Origin of the sequence: Aeromonas sp. s7(2024) (assembly GCF_040907825.1) — a bacterium.
GTDB lineage: Bacteria > Pseudomonadota > Gammaproteobacteria > Enterobacterales > Aeromonadaceae > Aeromonas > Aeromonas veronii.
In genome coordinates, this window is sequence record NZ_JBFOCM010000036.1 from 18,463 (window position 1) to 36,107 (window position 17,645).

18 protein-coding genes are annotated in these 17,645 nt (G+C 61.3%); 10 read left to right on the forward strand and 8 right to left on the reverse strand.

Annotation, left to right across the window (positions count from 1 at the left end; genetic code table 11):
- Positions 1-45: 45 nt before the first annotated feature.
- Entirely contained in the window at positions 46-1,485 is a 1,440-nt protein-coding gene (locus tag AB5Y73_RS15800) for a RimK family protein (RefSeq protein ID WP_107682849.1), read from the reverse strand.
- Between the two features lie 186 nt (positions 1,486-1,671).
- On the opposite strand from AB5Y73_RS15800, the gene AB5Y73_RS15805 reads away from it, so the two are divergent.
- From AB5Y73_RS15805 to AB5Y73_RS15815, 3 genes are read left to right on the forward strand one after another with little or no spacing between them, the layout of a single operon-like run.
- Positions 1,672-2,202 (forward strand): GNAT family N-acetyltransferase, encoded by a 531-nt coding sequence (locus AB5Y73_RS15805; RefSeq protein WP_107682848.1) that lies wholly within the window; start codon positions 1,672-1,674, stop codon positions 2,200-2,202.
- Positions 2,203-2,224: 22 nt separating this feature from the next.
- Positions 2,225-2,470, forward strand: a complete 246-nt coding sequence (locus tag AB5Y73_RS15810; RefSeq protein ID WP_107682847.1) for a DUF3624 domain-containing protein — start codon at positions 2,225-2,227, stop codon at positions 2,468-2,470.
- A gap of 57 nt (positions 2,471-2,527) precedes the next feature.
- Positions 2,528-3,274 carry an SDR family oxidoreductase gene (locus AB5Y73_RS15815; protein ID WP_069526948.1) on the forward strand — a complete coding sequence of 249 codons (747 nt, stop codon included), beginning with the start codon at positions 2,528-2,530 and terminating at the stop codon, positions 3,272-3,274.
- Positions 3,275-3,335: 61 nt separating this feature from the next.
- Here AB5Y73_RS15815 and AB5Y73_RS15820 read toward each other — a convergent pair whose 3' ends face one another.
- Positions 3,336-4,808 (reverse strand): C69 family dipeptidase, encoded by a 1,473-nt coding sequence (locus tag AB5Y73_RS15820; protein WP_107682846.1) that lies wholly within the window; start codon positions 4,806-4,808, stop codon positions 3,336-3,338.
- Positions 4,809-5,281: 473 nt separating this feature from the next.
- Here AB5Y73_RS15820 and AB5Y73_RS15825 point away from each other — a divergent pair, with 473 nt between their 5' ends.
- Together AB5Y73_RS15825 and AB5Y73_RS15830 are read left to right on the forward strand one after the other, a co-directional pair.
- Positions 5,282-5,737 (forward strand): hypothetical protein, encoded by a 456-nt coding sequence (locus AB5Y73_RS15825; RefSeq protein ID WP_107682845.1) that lies wholly within the window; start codon positions 5,282-5,284, stop codon positions 5,735-5,737.
- Between the two features lie 143 nt (positions 5,738-5,880).
- Complete coding sequence (locus AB5Y73_RS15830; RefSeq protein WP_162515192.1) at positions 5,881-7,032, forward strand: iron-containing alcohol dehydrogenase; 1,152 nt, start codon at positions 5,881-5,883, stop codon at positions 7,030-7,032.
- Between the two features lie 89 nt (positions 7,033-7,121).
- Here AB5Y73_RS15830 and AB5Y73_RS15835 read toward each other — a convergent pair whose 3' ends face one another.
- From AB5Y73_RS15835 to AB5Y73_RS15850, 4 genes are all read right to left on the reverse strand, one after another.
- A complete protein-coding gene (locus AB5Y73_RS15835; protein WP_005363178.1) occupies positions 7,122-7,580 on the reverse strand; it encodes a methylglyoxal synthase in 459 nt (152 codons plus the stop codon).
- A gap of 88 nt (positions 7,581-7,668) precedes the next feature.
- Positions 7,669-9,780 carry a DUF885 family protein gene (locus AB5Y73_RS15840; protein ID WP_107682842.1) on the reverse strand — a complete coding sequence of 704 codons (2,112 nt, stop codon included), beginning with the start codon at positions 9,778-9,780 and terminating at the stop codon, positions 7,669-7,671.
- A 202-nt stretch (positions 9,781-9,982) separates the two neighbouring features.
- Positions 9,983-10,462 (reverse strand): bacterioferritin, encoded by a 480-nt coding sequence (bfr, locus tag AB5Y73_RS15845; RefSeq protein ID WP_005335967.1) that lies wholly within the window; start codon positions 10,460-10,462, stop codon positions 9,983-9,985.
- Between the two features lie 144 nt (positions 10,463-10,606).
- The gene (locus AB5Y73_RS15850) at positions 10,607-10,813 is read right to left on the reverse strand and encodes a bacterioferritin-associated ferredoxin (RefSeq protein ID WP_107682841.1); all 207 of its coding nucleotides are present in this window, start codon (positions 10,811-10,813) and stop codon (positions 10,607-10,609) included.
- Positions 10,814-10,949: 136 nt separating this feature from the next.
- On the opposite strand from AB5Y73_RS15850, the gene AB5Y73_RS15855 reads away from it, so the two are divergent.
- Positions 10,950-11,261: an HlyU family transcriptional regulator gene (locus tag AB5Y73_RS15855; protein WP_107682840.1), complete on the forward strand. Its 312-nt coding sequence runs from the start codon at positions 10,950-10,952 to the stop codon at positions 11,259-11,261.
- The gene (locus AB5Y73_RS15860; protein ID WP_107682839.1) at positions 11,258-13,324 is read left to right on the forward strand and encodes a tRNA(Met) cytidine acetyltransferase TmcA; all 2,067 of its coding nucleotides are present in this window, start codon (positions 11,258-11,260) and stop codon (positions 13,322-13,324) included. The genes AB5Y73_RS15855 and AB5Y73_RS15860 overlap by 4 nt, the downstream gene beginning before the upstream one ends.
- Here AB5Y73_RS15860 and AB5Y73_RS15865 read toward each other — a convergent pair.
- Complete coding sequence (locus tag AB5Y73_RS15865; protein WP_107682838.1) at positions 13,311-14,030, reverse strand: SDR family NAD(P)-dependent oxidoreductase; 720 nt, start codon at positions 14,028-14,030, stop codon at positions 13,311-13,313. The genes AB5Y73_RS15860 and AB5Y73_RS15865 overlap by 14 nt on opposite strands.
- 203 nt (positions 14,031-14,233) lie before the next feature.
- Here AB5Y73_RS15865 and AB5Y73_RS15870 point away from each other — a divergent pair, with 203 nt between their 5' ends.
- From AB5Y73_RS15870 to AB5Y73_RS15880, 3 genes are all read left to right on the forward strand, one after another.
- Positions 14,234-15,250 (forward strand): chemotaxis protein, encoded by a 1,017-nt coding sequence (locus AB5Y73_RS15870; RefSeq protein WP_005335957.1) that lies wholly within the window; start codon positions 14,234-14,236, stop codon positions 15,248-15,250.
- Between the two features lie 174 nt (positions 15,251-15,424).
- Positions 15,425-15,904: a hypothetical protein gene (locus tag AB5Y73_RS15875; protein ID WP_005354955.1), complete on the forward strand. Its 480-nt coding sequence runs from the start codon at positions 15,425-15,427 to the stop codon at positions 15,902-15,904.
- A 17-nt stretch (positions 15,905-15,921) separates the two neighbouring features.
- Positions 15,922-16,536 carry a superoxide dismutase gene (locus tag AB5Y73_RS15880; RefSeq protein ID WP_107682837.1) on the forward strand — a complete coding sequence of 205 codons (615 nt, stop codon included), beginning with the start codon at positions 15,922-15,924 and terminating at the stop codon, positions 16,534-16,536.
- Between the two features lie 84 nt (positions 16,537-16,620).
- Here AB5Y73_RS15880 and AB5Y73_RS15885 read toward each other — a convergent pair whose 3' ends face one another.
- Positions 16,621-17,568 carry a vancomycin high temperature exclusion protein gene (locus AB5Y73_RS15885; RefSeq protein ID WP_118854544.1) on the reverse strand — a complete coding sequence of 316 codons (948 nt, stop codon included), beginning with the start codon at positions 17,566-17,568 and terminating at the stop codon, positions 16,621-16,623.
- Between the last annotated feature and the right edge of the window lie 77 nt (positions 17,569-17,645).

Below are 17,645 nucleotides of genomic sequence, written 5' to 3' on the forward strand. Positions count from 1 at the left end.
TACGGGGCCCTCTTTGTCATTGTGGGCGACAAAGTCATGGCGGGATTATGCGGTGGTCTGGCCCCGGTTTTCCAGCCGTTGGCGGAAGGCACGGGCCAGTCGCTCGTAGAGATCCTGCGCCTCCTTGTCTTCGATATCGCCGCGGATCCAGGGGTTGTCGACGATCTCCAGCAGCACGCAGTCACGCCCTTGCTGGCGCAAGTCGAGCCCGTAGAGGCCATTGCCGAGCTGATGCACTGCGCGGCGAGCGGTCTGCAGTACCCGCTCCGGCACCTCGTTAAGCGGAAGCGCCTCGATGCGGCTCATGTCGAGGGGGTGCTTGCGGCGGCGAATGCGGTTGCCGGGTTCGGGCCGGTAGCGGCGGCAGGCGAACAGCGGCGAGCCATCGAGAAAGCCGATGCGCCAGTCAAACTCGGCGGGGATCCGGCTCTGCACCAGCAGCAGGGCGGAGCGGCCCAGCCCCTCGTCCAGCAGCCGGGCCAGCTGCTGCTCGTGGCTGGCCATGGCGAGATCGCGCCCCTGCGCGCCGTCGGGTACCTTCACCATCAGCGGCAGGCCGAGCCGCTGCACCAGCTCATCCACATGGTGGCGGCCGCGGCGGGTCACCACCATGGTGGGCGGCATGGGCACGCCGCTGCGCACCATCAGCTCGTAGAGATAGAGTTTGTTGCTGCAGGCGAGGATGGCGCGGGAGCTGTCGATCACCGGCATCTTGAGCTGTTCGGCGCGATGGGCAAATTCGAAGGTGTAGTGGCCGACCGCGGTTTCGGCCCGTAGCCAGAGGGTGTCGAACTCCGGTAGCCGCTCGATGGCCGACGGTGGCAGGATCTCGGCCCGGATGCCTTGAGCGGCAGCAGCACGGATAAAGCGCTCCAGCGCCAGCCCGTCACTGCTGGCGCGGCCGTCATCGGGATCCACCAGAATGGCGAGCTGATAGAGCGGCGCCGCCTGCTCCTCATCACCGGTCCCCACCAGCGCCTGGGCGTGGTGCAGCATCAACTCTTTCTCGCTTGGGCTCAGCGCCAGCGGCGACAGGCTCTGCTGCTGGCGCATGGACCAGCCGTGGCGGCCGCGCTTGAGGGTCAGCTCCTGCAGCGGCAGCTGGCTCAGGCCATAGTAGTAGCGGGCCAGTCCCGCCAGCTCGCTCTGTTCGCACTGGCCGAAGATGGCGCGCACTCTAATCCGATCCTCGCTCTGCTGGGCCAGCCACCCCTGTGCCTTGCGCCACAGCTTGGCCGGTGGCTGCTGGGGTTGCAGTCGGCTGATGGCCTGCAGACCCGGCAGGCAGTGGTGGCCGCGGGCCTGGGCCAGCAGCGAGCAGTAGTAGCCTGCGCTCAAGTGCTCCAGATTGCGGCAGAGGTTGATGATGCGGGGTCGGCCGCCGGTGGTCGGCACGCCATGTTGCAGATAGGTGCGGGCGGTCAGCAGATAATCGGCATGGCAAGGCCAGTCGCCCAGCTCTTCGACGATGACATAGGTACTCATATTTTCGGCTCCACAGATCAGACTGCCTGAACAGGCAGGATCCCCAGTGGGCTTCGATGCACCGACAAGCACGACAATGGCGCGAGGGGAAACAAGAGGTTACAGTGCCTAATATGACGCCTTGGTAACTTGTGATACAAGTCGCATTTTTGGTGCTGAGGATAAATAACCGAACAAGGACTCCCCGTGTTGACCGTACGTGCGGCCCGAACCGATGATCTGGGCGCCATCGTTAATCTGGAACGCTACTGTTTTCCTCCCGAAGTCGCCTTTGGCCGCAGCCGCTGGCACTATCTGCTGGCCCACGCCAAGGGGCGCACCCTGTTGCTGCTGGACGAGAAACATCAGCTGATGGGCTATCTCTGCCTGCTGGAGCACAGAGGCTGGGATCGGCTGGTCATTCAGGCGCTTGCCATCCGCTGGACAGTGCGCCGTCTGGGCTGGGCCCGCCGTCTGCTGGAGCAGGTGATCCGCGAGGGCAAGGCCGCTGGCTGGGGGGCGATTCGCCTCGAAGTGGGGGACGCCAACGAAGAGGCGCTGGCGCTCTATCAGGGATTGGGATTTCGCCCCCAGCAGCGGCTGGCGGACTACTATGGCCGCGACCAGCACGCCCACCGGCTGGTGCTGCCGCTGGTGAGTGACGAGGAGCGTGAGCGGCGCAGAGTGGCTCGCACTCAGGCGCGCAAGCCCTCTGCACAGGCCAACTGTTCATGTTGAACGAGCAGAATAGAGGAGCAGGATGAGCTGCGACAACTGTCTTGCCACCGCCATCAGGGCCAAGCTGGGGCGCTGCCCGGTCTGTGCCATCCAGACCTTCGCCATCGGCCTGGTCGGCTGGCTGGTTTGGTGGTGGTGCGGCGCCGATACCTCGGTCAACGCCCTCACCGGCCTGCTGTTCGCGCTGGGAGGCTCGGGCCTGCTGCTGCTCCATCTGGTGGTATTTGTCTGGCGCAAGGCGACCGGACGTGAATTGAGTGATGAATAAATCAGATTGGTTTCAACAACACAAATAACAATATCGGTTGAGTTAATGGAGGTTCAGATGATTGCAATGGTAACGGGCGCCTCGTCCGGTTTTGGTGAGTCCATCAGCCGCCAGCTGGTGCAGGCGGGCTACAAGGTGATCGGCACCGGTCGCCGCGCCGAGCGGCTCGCTGCGCTGGCTGACGAGCTGGGCGAGCAGTTCCTGCCGCTGGCGTTCGACGTGCAGGACAAGGCGGCCACCCGCGCTGCCATCGACGGGCTGCCAGCCGAGTGGAGCGAGGTGGATCTGCTGGTCAACAACGCCGGTCTGGCGCTGGGTCTGGAGCCAGCCCATAAGGCGGATCTGGAAGATTGGGAGCAGATGATCGCCACCAACATCAGCGGTCTGACCCTGCTCACCCGATTGCTGCTGCCGGGCATGGTGGCGCGCAATCGCGGCCACGTCATCAACATCGGCTCCATCGCCGGTACCTACCCCTATCCGGGCGGCAACGTCTACGGCGCCACCAAGGCGTTCGTGAAGCAGTTCAGCCTCAACCTGCGCGCCGATCTGGCGGGTACCGCCATCCGCGTCACCAACGTGGAGCCGGGCCTGTGCGGCGGCACCGAGTTCTCCAACGTGCGCTTCCACGGTGACGATGCCAAGGCGGCCTCCGTCTATCAGGGGGTGGAGGCGATCCAGCCGGAAGATATCGCCAATACCGTGCTCTGGGTGAGTCAGCAACCGGCCCACGTCAACATCAACAGCATCGAGATCATGCCGGTGGCCCAGACCTTCGGCCCGCTCAATATCAGCCGCCGCTGATTGTTGGATTGGCTGAAACAAAAGAGGCTCCCGTGGGAGCCTCTTTGCGTTGGCGAGCCGGTCACAGGCTCATGATCTTCTTGAACTCCTCCGGCGAATACTTCTTCTCGGTGCGCTTGGTGAGATCCGTCATCAGCTTGTAGCGCAGATCTTTGGCCATCCGATAGGTCTGCTCCAACTGGCCATAGGAGTAGTCGGCGGCCAGCCCGATGGCGGTAGCCTTGTCGCTGGCGTAGGCCTGTTTCAGGCTCTTGTCGAGCAGCTCCACCTCCTTGTAAAGCTTGTTGCTCTCCTTGCTCCAGACGCCGCGCAGCAGCGGCAGGTACTTGTCCGGATCGGCGCTGGCCAGCGCGGTCAGGCTGCGGAACTGCCAGTAGGCGGAATCGTCGGAGTAGCTGTCGCTGCCGGTGCGATAGGGCAGGGGATAGTTTTCCAGGGTGTTGTAGATCGGCACCATCACAGATTCGGCCAGCACGCCGTAGCTCTGCCAGATCAATCCCTGCAGCTCTTTGGGCATCTCCTTGCGCAGCTGGATGACGTGGGATTCCAGCTGGCGATCGACCCGGATCGGCCGCTCCGCCTTGCCCGCGAGCGGCGTGCCCTCATAGGTGGCGCTCAGCAGCCTGGCCACGTCCGGCACGGCGATGGGGGCATCCGGCTTCATAAACAGCGGATATTGCGCCTGCCGGGTCGCTTGTTTGTGGGAGGCCGTCAGCATGTTCTGGCCGAGCCACTCCCGATCCACGTTGTAGGGATCGGCAATCACCCCGAACGCCTTGGCGAAGTTGAACTCTTTCGGGTCGGCGTTATCCAGCAGTTTGTGTTCGCGTACGAACTCCAGCAGCTTGGGCGAGTGCAGCACATCGGCGCTGTCGAGATTGACGCCGTGGATGCGCAGGCCGTTGGCCACCATGGCGTAGCTGTCGTCCGGCACCCGCACCGCAATCCAGTGGTGGCCGGAGCCGATCTCCATCAGCCAGGCCTCGTTCACATCAGCCAGATAGAGGCTGTTGCCCTCACCGGCGCCATATTGCTCCACATAGCGGCCGAGCAGCTCGACCCCCTCTTTGGCCGTCCTGGCCTGCGGCAGGATCAGGGTGGGGATGATGGCTTCAATTACTCCCTTCTCGATCAGCGGATCGGCTTTTTGGGCCTTGTCGTTGACCTCGGCACTGGTGGTGGCCGAGATGGCGACGTTGAACTCGTTGATGCCGCGCTCCTCATAATATTTGCCTGCCGGGTCGCTGGTTGTGGCATCCCAGTCGTGGATGGCGGAGTAGGCGAAAAATGCCTTGGGCATCGGCACTTCCAGCCCGCTGCCCAGCTTCCAGAGTTTGCCCTCGTTCTGCTGCGCGGGCCGGAAGGCGAGGTACTTGTTCCAGTTGTTGACGCCAAAATCCTCGTTTCTGGCGATCATCACGCTGCCATCGGCACTGGCGCCCTTGCCGACGATAAGGCCGGTACAGGCGTCGGCACTGGTGCCAAGCAGGGTGAGCAGGGTGGCAGAGAGAAGACTCAAGGTGTGTTTTTTCATAGGTGTACCCGAAGGATTGCGGTGAGTGAGAGTCAGACGAGGGGATGAGGTGTGGGGAGGCTGCAACTCCGAACTGGCAGCGGAGTGAGCACGGCAGATTGGTCTGCCTGTTATTGGTTTTTCGAACAGATCATCCATGACACGGCTGGCTGGTTGCGATGTGCGCCAAAATTGTATTCCTGAGTGGTTGTTTATTTTGTGATCGAGCTGCGGTTCCTGACTTTTCTCTGGCATCGTGGCGCGTGGACGGCAAAATGTGCCAAAACAGCGTGAGCTGGCAGCAGATGAGTCATGATTCTGACGCCTGCTTGCGAGGGATGCGTGGCGAGATCCGCCATATCTCTGGATTTCGCACTATCTGACAAGTTGGCCTGTAACTTGCTGGTTTAATTGATAATGGTGGGGCATGACGCCCCATGTGACCGGATCAGCCTGTGCCCATTGCCGCAGATGCGCACTGAATTGGAGCCCCCATGGATATCAAACCCTACAGCCAGCAGCTTGCCCAGAGCGCCTCCAACAACCGCGCCCTCGCTACCCTCAACAGTGCCAGTGGCGGCGGTCAGGGTGGTGGCTGGGAGGAGATGGTCAGCCTCTCCACCCAGCGCATGACCGGTCAGGCCCAGCAGGTGCTGACCTACGAACATCTGGCCAAGAACAACAAGTTGCCACCGGCGCTGGATATGAGCTCCGACAAGGGGGGCGTGGTGCAGCAGCTGGTGGACAAGGCGCTCGGTTTCGATCGCAAGAAGTTCAACGAGATCGAAGAGAAGCTCAAGACCATCGCCGATAACAAGAAGCTGACGCCGGAAGAGCGTGCGGAGCAGAGCAAGCCGCTCAACGAACAGCGAGAGGCGATGCTGAAAGAGGCAATGGATCGCCTGACCGGCAAGAAGAGCTCATCCAAAGATGAGGCCAAAACTGCCTGATCCTGCCGCTGTTCTGAGATCTACCCGGTCGGCACCGATGGGCCAGTGTCGACCGCCGATGGGCAAGCTTCTGCCACCTCTTTTGACCTCACCTCCCCACAGGCGCACAATGTCCGCGCATTGAGCCAGTCGAGGAGTCCGCCGTGTACAACTTCCAATATGCCAATCCGACCCGTATCTGTTTCGGCGAGGGGCAGATCGCCAGCCTGCCCGAACTGATCCCGCCCGGCAGCCGGCTGCTGGTGCTCTACGGCGGTGGCAGCATCAAGCAAAACGGCGTCTATGAGCAGCTGACCCGGGCGCTGGAAGGGGTGACGTGGCAGGAGTTTTCCGGCATCGGCGCCAACCCCAGATTCGAGCTGTTGATGGAGGCGGTGGCGCAGGTGAAGCGCGAGCGCATCGACTTCCTGCTGGCGGTCGGTGGCGGCTCGGTAGTGGATGGCACCAAGTTTGTTGCAGCTGCCGCCTGCTACGAGGGGGATGATCCCTGGGATATCTGCGGTAAACAGGCGAGCGTGCACAAGGCGCTGCCGATGGGCTGTGTGCTGACCCTGCCAGCCACCGGCTCCGAGAGCAATCCCACCTCGGTGGTGAGCCGGGGGGATGTGAAGATCTCCTTCAGAAGCTCGCTGGTGCAGCCGCAATTTGCGGTGCTCGATCCGGCGACCACCTACAGTCTGCCGCCTCGCCAGACCGGCAATGGAGTGGTGGATGCCTTCGTCCATATTGCCGAGCAGTACCTCACCTTTCCGGTGGGGGGCGAGGTACAGGATCGGCTGGCGGAAGGTTTGCTGCAGGTGCTGGTGGAGAACGGCCCCAAGGCGCTGGCGGAGCCGACCAACTATCAGGTGCGGGCCAATCTGATGTGGGCGGCCAGTCTGGCGCTCAACGGCCTTATCGGCTGTGGGGTGCCGCAGGATTGGGCCTCTCACGCCATCGGCCATCAGTTGACGGCGCTCTACGGGCTTGATCACGGCCAGAGCTTGGCGGTGGTGCTCCCCTCACTGCTGCGTGAGCGGGCGAGCCAGAAGCAGGACAAGCTGGCTCAGTTTGCCGAACGGGTGTGGCATTCGACCCGCGAGGACAAGGCCCTGCGCATCGAAGAGGCGATTATCCGCACCGAGCAGTTCTTCCAGAAGATGGGATTGGGTACCCGGCTGGCCGACTATGGCCTCAGCGAAAGCTGCATTCCGGCGGTCTGCTCCAACCTCAAGCGGGTGGGACGTACCGCGCTCGGTGAACAACAGGATATCGACCCGGATCGGGTGGCACGCATTCTCGCCCGGGCGCTATAAGCCGGTGCCGGTTTGTTTCCTTGGCTGATTCATTTTCCCAATTAAAGAGGGCCGCTTGTTGCGGCCCTCTTGCATGACGGGTTCGCCGATCACTCGGTGCGCGCCTTGAGATAACCGGCGTAATCCGGGATCTGTACGCTGAACGCCTGCCGCATATGGGGGCTGTCCATGATGAAATCGGCGGTCGCCTCGTTGGTGGCGACCGGGATGTTCCAGACTGCCGCGAGGCGCAGCAGCGCCTTCACGTCCGGATCGTGGGGCACGGCATTGAGGGGATCCCAGAAGAAGATCAGCACATCGATCTTCCCTTCGGCGATCAGGGCGCCGAGCTGCTGGTCGCCCCCCATGGGGCCGGAGAAGAGGCAGGTGATGGGCAGCTGCGCCTTCTTGCCGAGCATGGTGCCGGTGGTGCCGGTCGCATAGAGATGGTGCAGCTTGAGCTCCTCCTTGCGACGCATCACCCAGTTCAGCAGAGGGGTCTTCATATTGTCGTGAGCCACCAGAGCCACCCGTTTGTGAGGCGCCATCTCGCGTGCAATCTGTTCCATGGAAATCGTCCGTAGCATTGTTATTTGCAGAGAGCCGTATCCTAATCGAAAGCGGCGCCCGTTGCCTTGCCGGGCGCCGTAACTGTGATCACTTCGACTGTTCAATCCACTGCTTGTTCTTCTGCTCCAACACCGAGATGGGCAGCATGCCGTATTCCAGCACATGGTGGTGGAACGCCTTGAGGTCAAAGCCTCCGCCCAGTGCCTGCTCTGCCGACTCCCGCATCCGGATCAGCGCCAGCTGGCCTGCCTTGTAGGAGGTCGCCTGACCGGTGTAGGCCATGTAGCGTGGCACCTCGGAACTGATGTCCCCCGCCCCCAGCGCCGAGTTCTCCTTCATGTAGTTGACAGCCTGATCGTGGCTCCAGCCATACCAGTGGATACCGGTATCCACTACCAGCCTCATCGCCCTGAGCATCTCCTCGTTGAGGCGACCGAAGTATTGCAACTGGTTGTTGAAGGCGGATGATCCCTCGACCTTCACGTCTCCCACCGCCGGATCATAGAGGCCCCGTCCCTGATAGAGCCCCATGTCGTGATCCGCCAGGTACTCGGTGTAGAGCGCCCAGCCCTCCGCATAGGAGGTGTAGGAGGCGTTAGCCACGTACTGCGGGAAGTCGGGATCCTTGGCGGCTAGCTCCTGGGCGATGGTGATCTGGAAGTGGTGACCCGGCGCCGCCTCGTGGGCCAGCAGGGTGCTGATGTTCCAGCTCTGCAGACCATAGGGGTAGTATGTGTTGAGGAAGAACTGCCCCTTGCGGCCGGTCTGCGGGTTGCCGTCCTGATACCAGGCCACCCCGCCGTATGGCGCATCTTCATAGGAGACGGGCACCACCTCGTAATCCAGTTTGGGAATGGTACGTTCGGCATCGAAGAAGTCCGGCAGTACCAGTGCAGCCTTGCTCTTGAAGATGTTGTACTCCTGCAGTGCCCGCTCGTGTTCGGCCAGCGCCTGCTGCTGTGGCCCGCTCAGCATCGCCCCGGCTGCATTGTCCGGGTTGAGGCCGGCGGACCAGACCTCTAGCGGGTTCTGATAGAAGAATGCTGGATCGTTCAGATAGCGGAAGAAGGCGTAGATTTGGCCGCTCTGCTTGCTCTGGCTCACGTCGTCGCTGTCACACTTGCCGACGGTATGGCATACCTTGACCATGGCAGCGAAGATTCGCTCTACCTCGCTCAATCCCAGCTCATGTATCTGCTCGGGTGTCATATTGGTGGTGGTGTGCTTCTTCAGCAGCCAGCTATACCAGTCTCGCCCGTTGGTCATGCCACAGAAACCGTCGTCACACTCGCCACTACCCAAGCGCACGGCATAGGCGCCACCATGCTGGTAATCCAGATAGTCGCGCAGCGCCAGATAGCGGGTGTTGATGCTGTCCAACACGGCTTTGTAGTCTGCTCGCAGTGCGGCATCGGCATCCCCCGGCAACTGCTGCCAGCCGAGGTAGGAGCCGGCGATCGCCTCCCCATCCAGCTTGCTGTTGAGCTGGGCCAGCAGCCGGTCTACCAGCTCATCAGGCAAGGTGTTACCCTGAACACTGGCCAGCTCGAACTGGTGTTTCACCTCGGCAAGATAGGCATCATAGGCCTTGAGCCAGGTGAGGTGTTCCTGATACCAGGTCTGCGGGGTCATTGTTGTCTTTGCTCGAGTTGCCATTGCAAGTGCCGGAGCTGTGTCTGTGCGGTCGAGATCCCGTCGCCATGCGCCATCACCCGGCGTGACCCTGTCGGCCGAGCTGTGCTCGAAATAGTCGAAGTCACCGCTGACGGTGCGAGCCGCTTTGCCGCTGGCAGGGGCTGCTCCGACGTCATCTGCCAGATCCACCACGCGGTTGCGGAAGTGATGGATCGGGATCTGGGATTGGGGTAAATCGTATCCTTCAAGATTGATCTGCAAGTCCCAGCGGATCATGTCGTAGAACAGCCGATCCCGCTCACTTAACACCGTGGGATCCAGTGTATTCAGTCGTTGGAGCAGTGAACTGTCGAGTGCCTTTCGCTTGGCGATGCTGGCGGCATCGATGGCAAAACCGTAGGGGTCGAGCGACTGGCTCTCGCGCAGGGCCTCATCCATGGTCTGCATCAGGGATGCTTTGGTGGCTGCGGGGTCTGCAGGTGCGTTCGAGCTGTTGTCATTGCAGGCGGCAAGAGACAGGGCAATGGCGCAGGCTAGCGCGAGCTTGTTGGGTAGGAAGTGCATGATGTAGTCCTTTCACATGTTGTTATTGTATGTCCCTGTGAGGGGCCCCAATAGTGCAACTCCCAAGCGTCTGTTTTTGCGATCTGAATAGCAAAAATACGCTTATTTTTCATGCTGATAAGTGGCGTGAAAAGCTATGCAGCCAGACATTAAAAAACCCGCCTGAGCGGGTTTTTTAACCGTTTTTTCATGCCATAACTATTCAGGATGAACCATGGTGCAGTTGCGACTGCTGGTAGTTCTCCAGCCCGATGCGATCGATAAGGTCTAGCTGGGTCTCCAGCCAGTCCACGTGCTCCTCCTCATCCTCCAGGATCTCCTGGAACAGGTCGCGGCTGATATAGTCCTGCACCGACTCTGCGTAGGCGATGGCTACCTTGAGGTCGGGGATGGCATCCATCTCCAGCGAGAGGTCGCAGCGCAGCATCTCTTCCACCGTTTCACCGATACGCAGCTTGCCCAGATCCTGCAAATTGGGCAGCCCTTCGAGAAACAGTACGCGCTTGACCAGCTCGTCGGCGTGTTTCATCTCATCGATGGACTCGTGATACTCCTTGTGCCCGAGCGCCTTGAGGCCCCAGTCATCGTAGATGCGGGCGTGCAGGAAGTATTGGTTGATGGCAATCAGCTCATTGGCCAGCACCTTGTTGAGGTGGGCAATGATCTTGGGATCTCCTTTCATCGACAGTGCTCCTTGGTTCGTGCCTGAGGCTTCGATCGTTAGAGCTTAGTCCAGAAAAGTGACAACAAGAGGTCTGGCGAGCCAGCTCGCCTGAGAAAAGGGGTGACCCTGTTGGCGGGTCGCATCAGAAAAGAGGTGTCCGGATCAGGCCACTTTGTAGTAGAGCACGGGTTGCTCCTGCTCCATCTTGTCGAGTTCGGCGGCGATGATCTCCATGGTCATACGCACGCATTTGCCACATTGGGCGCCCACCTCGAGCGACTGCTTGAGCTGGCGGAATTCGCTTTTACCTGACTGCACCGCTTTGCGGATCTGGGTATCTGTGATGCCGCGGCACAAACAGACGTACATGATGGTCACCTCTTGTGGAATGAGATGAAATCTAAATGAGAATGGTTCGTAGTGCAAATAACCATTGGTAATAAGATACCCTGCTTGCCACTGTGCAACCCCTTGGGGACAATGCTGGCAACCAGAGGAGATCACCATGCTCAAGAAACTGTTCAGCGCCCTGTTCGGGGGCGAGCCGACCAAGGCGCCGGAAGTCACTCCCACCGAATATGCCGGCTATCTCATCTATCCGGAGCCCATGGCCGAAGGTGGCCAGTATCGGCTGGCGGGCCGCATCACCAAAGAGCTGGATGGGGTGCTGCAGACTCACCGCTTTATCCGCTCCGATCTGTTTGCCAATCCGGCCGATGCCGAGCGTTTCATGGTGCAGAAGGCCCACACCTTTATCGATCAGATGGGAGAGCGCATGTTCGAGCCCCGCAAACCGGCTGACAGCCAGGCTTCATGAGGCCGCAAGAGCTCAACAGCCTGCGCGAGGCGTTGGCCCGCGCCGGTGAGCGGCGCCTGATCTGGCTGGAGGGGGAGGAGGCCGAGTGCATTGCCCGCGCTCAATCCCTGCTCGGCGAGACCGTCTTCTGGCTGGGCACCGGGCCCGAGCATTATGCTCCGCAACCCGCCGCCAAGGCGCCGCAGCGGCTCGGTCAGGAGTGCGACACGCTGGTGTTCAACGCCTTTAGCGGCTTTCACCCCGACGCCTTCGGGGCGCTGGCGGGCACTCTGCGCGCCGGTGGCTTGCTGTTGTTGCTGACGCCGCCCAGAGCGCAGTGGCCTTCATGGCCGGATCCTGATCGGATCCGGCTGGTGGCCCAGCCGGAGGAGGCCGGTCGGGCCGGCCACGGCTTTATCGCCCGGCTGGTACGGTTGCTGGAAGGTGATCCTGCCCTCTCTCTGGATCCGCCGGTTTGCTCGCAGCCGTGGCAACCGATTGGGCCGGAGCGCAGGCTGAGCAGCGATCAGACACGGGCACTGCCCGCCATCCACAAGGTGTTGCACGGCCATCGTCGTCGGCCGCTGGTGCTGAGTGCCGACCGAGGTCGTGGCAAGAGTGCGCTGCTGGGGCTGGCTGCCGCCGAGCTGCTGCGCCAGCAGCCAGGGCTGAACATAGTGGTGACGGCCCCCTCGCAGGCAACGGTAGCGACCCTGTTTGCCCACGCAGCTCGCGGGCTAGATACCACGCCTGAACAGCTGACCGGACTGAGCTACTGCTCGCCGGATCGGCTGGTGCACGAGGCGATGAATCCCGATCTGCTGCTGGTGGATGAAGCGGCCGCCATTCCGACCCCGTTGCTCGAGGCCATGCTGGCCCGCCACAGCCGCATCGTGTTTGCCACCACCGAGCATGGTTACGAGGGGACGGGGCGCGGTTTTCACCTGCGCTTCAAGCGGGTGCTCGATAGCCAGACCCCGGAGTGGCAGGAGATCCACCTCTCTGAGCCCATTCGCTGGAGTGAGCGCGATCCGCTGGAGCCGCTGATTTTCCGCCTGCTCGGTCTCAATGCCGAAGTGGTAACTCCCTTGCCGCCGACTAGCCCGAGCTGGCGTCTGGTCAATCAGGAGGCGCTGGAGAGCGACGAGACGTTGCTCAACCAGCTGTTCGGCTTGCTGGTGCTGGCTCACTACCAGACTACGCCGAGCGATCTCAGATCCCTGCTGGAGAGCCCAGCTCTCGATATCCATCTTCTGGAGCAGGACGAGAGCCTGCTGGGTGTGGCGCTGGTGGTGCGGGAAGGGGAGATAGAGCCCGAGCTGGCCGAGGCGATCTGGGCCGGACGCCGCCGTCCGCGCGGCCATCTGCTGCCCCAGTCGCTGCTGGCCCACGCCGGGTTCAAAACGGCGGGGGGGCGCAGCTACGCCCGAGTGATGCGTATCGCCATCCATCCCGAGCTGCATCGCCACGGTCTGGGGTCGCTGCTGCTTGGCAGGCTTGAAGAACATTATCGTCAGGCGGGGATCGATTACCTCGGTTCTGCCTTTTCGGCCAGCGCCGACCTGCTCCCCTTCTGGCGCAAGGCCGGGCTGGCGGTGCTGCGCATCGGCCTGCTGCGGGATGCTGCCAGCGGCTGCCATGCAGCTCTGCTGCTTAAAGCGCTGAAACCCGAACATGAGACCGAGTTGAATCAGTGGCAGCAGCGTTTTGTACGCCAGCTGCCGACCTTGCTGGCGGGTGAGTTGAAAGGATTGGATCCCGAGTTGGTATGGCAATGCCTGCAAGGCAGTACCGTCACCGTGCCGGAGCTTGGCGAGTTCGAGCGCGACGAGGTTGAGTGCTTTGCCCATCATCACAAGCCGTTTGAACTGAGCCAATGCAGCCTGCAGTTGTGGCTGGCGCGCAATCTGGATGTGTTGGCTTCACTGACTCCTGACGAACGTGCTCTGCTGATTGCCCCCATCTGGCAATACGCAGAGTGGGGGGCGCTGGCCGCGAGGTTGCAACTGGCGGGCAAGCCCGCCGTGATCAAGAGTTTGCGGACGCTGCTGGCACGTCTCTTGAGTTCCTCTACCACTCGATAGGTTTGCCCTGCCAGTCGAGAAAGCTCAGCTCGCCATCCGGTTGCAGCCGGTTCATCAGCTGCACAAGATGCTCGGCTACCAGCTCGGGACTCTGCACATTTCCTGGCGGTACATTGGCGTGAAACGGACGGGAGAGTGGGGTATCCACTGTGCCGGGGTGGAAAGCCAGCAATTTGACGCCTGGGGCCCGCCGGGCCAGCTCGATGGCGGCACACCTGAGCAGCATGTTGAGGGCTGCCTTGGATGCACGATAGCCATACCAGCCGCCCGCTCGGTTGTCGCCAATGCTGCCGACACGAGCGCTGAGAACGGCCAGAGTGCAAGGCTCGCGGCCAAACAGCGGTAACAACTGGCTGATCCAGCGCAGCGGCAGCAAGGCGTTGGTCTGGTAGAGGCGGGTCATGGCATCCAGATTGATTGCTTCGAGCCGCTTCTCTGGCTGGATCTCCCCCTGATGCAGGATGCCGTTGCAGATCACCACCCGATGGGGTCTCGGTGCCAACTCCGCGATGCGGGCCACCACTTCAGTCATCTGCTCATCGCTGTAATCACAACATAGCCAGTGCAGGGCTGGCGAAGAGGCTCCTGCTGGTGCGGGCTGGCGGCTGATGGCAATCACTGGCCCGACACCCGCCGCCAACCAGTGTGTCACCAGAGCCGCTCCGATCCCGCCGCCAGCCCCTATCACGACCACGCTCTCATTCATGAGTCCTCTCCTTGTGACGCTGTGATGGCCTTCTCCATCGCACAACAATTTTCCTGATAGGCTGGTACGAACCCTCCGGCCTAGCGGATCAAGTGGTTATAGCTGCAATATTGACCGGATCAGCGCAGCAGAGTGCATTCCATTCCTATACTGAGAGAAAACCGCAGCGGTCTGCTGCCCGCGCAACCAGAATGAGAGTCACCATGATGTCCAAAGATGGGGAAGAGCGTAAATCTATCCTGACCGAAAGTGGCACCAACGAGCTTGAGATCATCGAGTTTCACCTCAAGAAGCAGCTACCGGACGGCCGTGAAAAAACCGCTTATTACGGGATCAACGTCGCCAAGGTGCGCGAGGTGATCCGGGTGCCGGAGACCACAGATTACCCCAATGCCCAGCGCCATATGGTGGGGGTCTTCTCCCTGCGGGATCGCCTCATCCCGCTGGTGGATCTGGCGGGCTGGCTCGGCATCAAGACCAACCCCGACCCCAGCCACAAGGTGGTGATCGTCACCGACTTCAACAAGATGGCCAACGGTTTTCTGATCGACAGTGTCAGCAGGATCCATCGGGTCTCCTGGGAGGATGTGGAGTCCCCCAGCCAGTTTCTGGAAGCGGGGGAGAACGACTGCGTGGTGGCCGTGGTCAGGCGTGATGGTAACCTCATCATGATCCTCGATTTCGAGAAGATCATCGCCGATATCAACCCCGAGCTCAGCATGGAGAAGTACGACGTCACCCAGGACCGCAAGGTGCTCATCGACGATCGCATGATGGCGCTGCGCCAGGGAAAAACCATTCTGGTGGTGGACGACTCGGCCTTTATCCGCAAGATGATCGAGACCACCCTGCGCACCGCTGGCTACAACGTGATCACGGCCAAGGACGGGGGAGAGGGGCTGGAGATGATGACGGATTTCGATCGTCTGGCCCAGGAGGAGAGAATGCCGGTGACCGGCTTCGTCAATGCGGTGATCACCGATGTGGAGATGCCGCGCATGGATGGTATGCACCTGCTCAAGCGGCTGCGGGATACCCCCTCCTACAAGGAGATGCCCATCGTGATGTTCTCCTCGCTGATGAGCGATGACAACCGCCAGAAAGCGCTGCAACTGGGGGCCAACGATACCATCACCAAGCCCGAGATAGGGCGCATGGTAGGCATGATGGACCATATGCTGCTGGGGATCGCCCCGCCTTCGCCAGCCAACAACATCTGACCTGCCGTTAACTTGCAATTAGCCGGTCGAATTCACTGACCGGTGCCTCAAGCGGCCACTCCTTGCCAAGGAGTGGCCGCGCTGTTTTGGCTGTTTGCTGCGATCCCGACGCCCCTTGTCTCCCGGATATGATTCATGTAATGATAATTATTATCATTTGTTGGTGTGAAGCATATGACAGCAACCTGGGTGAAGGGGTGGGTCGAGTCGACCGAAGGTGGCAGCAGCATGAGTCACTGGAAACAGCAGACCAGAGAGGGCAACCGGCTGTTTGACTGCGGCGAGTATCATCAGGCGCTAGCTCATTATCAGCAGGCGCTCTGGCTGGCTCGTCAGCAATTGGTGCAGTGGCATGACGCCGATGAGGCGGTGGCGGCGCTGGTTGTGGCTCACCACAATCTGGCGGATCTGCTGGTGGCCATGACTCTGCCCGATCGCGCCGCCGACCTGCTCTGCTATGTGCACGACTGCCTGCTGGCGACCTGTCACTCCCCCGCTTGCTCCTCTCGCCTGCGAGAAGCCGCGTTGCGCCATACCCGCACAACCCGTGCCGAGTTGCTGACGTTCGTCCAGCGCCACGGCAGCCACGCCGGGATCATGCGTTCGCTCGGTCACTGCCTGTGTCAGAGCGAGCCCTCATCCCGGCTCCATTAATCCGAACAGAGGTCATCATGAGCCATACCCTGCCAGCCCTGAACTATGCCTACGACGCACTGGAACCCCATATCGATGCCTTGACCATGGAGATCCACCATAGCCGTCATCACCAGACCTATATCAACAACCTCAACGCGGCGCTGGAAGGGGCGCCAGAGCTGGCCGCAATGCCGGTTGAGGATCTGCTGCACCGCTTCGACACCCTGCCAACCGCCCTGCAGGGGGCGGTCCGCAACCATGGCGGCGGCCATGCCAACCACTCCCTGTTCTGGCTGGTGATGAGCCCGCAGGGGGGCGGTGAGCCGGGCGGTGAACTGGCTCTGGCCATCGAGCGGGAATTGGGGGGATTCGATGCCTTCAAGCAGGCCTTCACTCAGGCTGCCCTGAGCCGTTTTGGTAGCGGCTGGGCCTGGTTGGTGGTGGACAAGGCGGGCAGATTGCAGGTGGAGAGCAGTGCCAATCAGGATAGTCCCCTGATGCATGGCCATACCCCGATCCTGGGACTGGATGTGTGGGAGCACGCCTACTATCTCAAGTACCAGAACAAGCGTCCTGACTATATCGAAGCCTTCTATCAGGTGGTGGATTGGGCCGAAGTGGCCCGCCGTTATCAAGCGGCGAGAGGCTGACCTGATCGCTGGGAATGGGTGTACAGGCTCACCGCCACAACCCGCGCTGTAATAACAAGACCCGCCAGTTGGCGGGTCGTCTGTTTATGGTGTGGCTGTGCTGACGCTGGCGGCTGAAGGGGTCATCGGCAATGTGGGCAAGGCCGCGCTGGGCATCTCGGCGGCGGTTTCTGCCGCGGATTTGGCGGGAGTGACCAGCTCAGTGGCTGTCGCTGCGGATAAAGCAGGAGTGACTTGTTCAGTCGCGGCCGAGGCAGATGGAGTAGCCGACTCGGTGGCAACCGCGGCAGAGACTGCCGCTGGCTTGGCCTCATCCACCGCCGGTTTGGGTTGTTTTAGGCAAGGTTGCAGGCTGCCGATGGTACTCAGTGACTGGCAAGGCACAGGCAGACCGATGGGGACCGGAGCCCCGAGGAACTTGGGCCCTTTGTCCAGCACATAGAGGTCGAGCAGCCCCATCAGGCGGGCAAAGACTTCCCGCACCCGGGTGCGGATCCCCTGATAGGCGCTGGGATCCTCGGCATTGAAGCCGACCGCATCGATACCGAAATGGCGAGCGATAAAAATGGCCCGCTCGTTATGAAAGCCCTGGGAGACCACGGTAAAGCGCTCCTGGCCGAACACCTCCTTGGCGCGAACCACTGAGTCGAGGGTGCGGAATCCGGCGAAATCCATATAGATGGCGGAGGCGGGGATGCCCGCCTTGATCAGGGCGCGGCGCATCTGGCGTGGCTCGTTGTACTGCACGGTGGCGTTGTCACCGGAGACGATGATGAAGTCCACCTTGGCATTGTTGTAGAGCTCGGCCGCCGCCTTGATACGGTATTTGAAGTAGTGGTTGGGGCCGCCACCGGAGAGATATTTGGAGGTACCCAGCACCACCGCAACCCGGTTGTAGGGCACCTTGTCTACCTGATCGTAGGTGTAGTGACGGGCATCCGAGACGATCCACTCGCTGTAGCCCAGCAGCATGGCAATCATGGCCAGCAGCAAAACGAGGCAGGCGAGGAGGATCTTGGCAAACTTCTTCATGCGCGGTGCGGTCAGGGTCTGAAGTTGGGAGTGGCTATCGGCATTCTATTACAACTCGGCCGCTGGCGTCAGGCTTG

Bases quoted from the DNA above. Each gene is read 5' to 3' on its own strand.
- AB5Y73_RS15870 (WP_005335957.1), top strand. From the start codon at position 14,234: ATGATGTCCAAAGATGGGGAAGAGCGTAAATCTATCCTGACCGAAAGT.
- AB5Y73_RS15815 (WP_069526948.1), top strand. From the start codon at position 2,528: ATGATTGCAATGGTAACGGGCGCCTCGTCCGGTTTTGGTGAGTCCATC.
- AB5Y73_RS15835 (WP_005363178.1), bottom strand. From the start codon at position 7,580: ATGGAACAGATTGCACGCGAGATGGCGCCTCACAAACGGGTGGCTCTG.
- AB5Y73_RS15875 (WP_005354955.1), top strand. From the start codon at position 15,425: ATGACAGCAACCTGGGTGAAGGGGTGGGTCGAGTCGACCGAAGGTGGC.
- AB5Y73_RS15840 (WP_107682842.1), bottom strand. From the start codon at position 9,780: ATGCACTTCCTACCCAACAAGCTCGCGCTAGCCTGCGCCATTGCCCTG.
- AB5Y73_RS15855 (WP_107682840.1), top strand. From the start codon at position 10,950: ATGCTCAAGAAACTGTTCAGCGCCCTGTTCGGGGGCGAGCCGACCAAG.
- AB5Y73_RS15880 (WP_107682837.1), top strand. From the start codon at position 15,922: ATGAGCCATACCCTGCCAGCCCTGAACTATGCCTACGACGCACTGGAA.
- AB5Y73_RS15850 (WP_107682841.1), bottom strand. From the start codon at position 10,813: ATGTACGTCTGTTTGTGCCGCGGCATCACAGATACCCAGATCCGCAAA.
- AB5Y73_RS15800 (WP_107682849.1), bottom strand. From the start codon at position 1,485: ATGAGTACCTATGTCATCGTCGAAGAGCTGGGCGACTGGCCTTGCCAT.
- AB5Y73_RS15810 (WP_107682847.1), top strand. From the start codon at position 2,225: ATGAGCTGCGACAACTGTCTTGCCACCGCCATCAGGGCCAAGCTGGGG.
- AB5Y73_RS15825 (WP_107682845.1), top strand. From the start codon at position 5,282: ATGGATATCAAACCCTACAGCCAGCAGCTTGCCCAGAGCGCCTCCAAC.
- AB5Y73_RS15885 (WP_118854544.1), bottom strand. From the start codon at position 17,568: ATGAAGAAGTTTGCCAAGATCCTCCTCGCCTGCCTCGTTTTGCTGCTG.
- AB5Y73_RS15860 (WP_107682839.1), top strand. From the start codon at position 11,258: ATGAGGCCGCAAGAGCTCAACAGCCTGCGCGAGGCGTTGGCCCGCGCC.
- bfr (WP_005335967.1), bottom strand. From the start codon at position 10,462: ATGAAAGGAGATCCCAAGATCATTGCCCACCTCAACAAGGTGCTGGCC.
- AB5Y73_RS15865 (WP_107682838.1), bottom strand. From the start codon at position 14,030: ATGAATGAGAGCGTGGTCGTGATAGGGGCTGGCGGCGGGATCGGAGCG.
- AB5Y73_RS15820 (WP_107682846.1), bottom strand. From the start codon at position 4,808: ATGAAAAAACACACCTTGAGTCTTCTCTCTGCCACCCTGCTCACCCTG.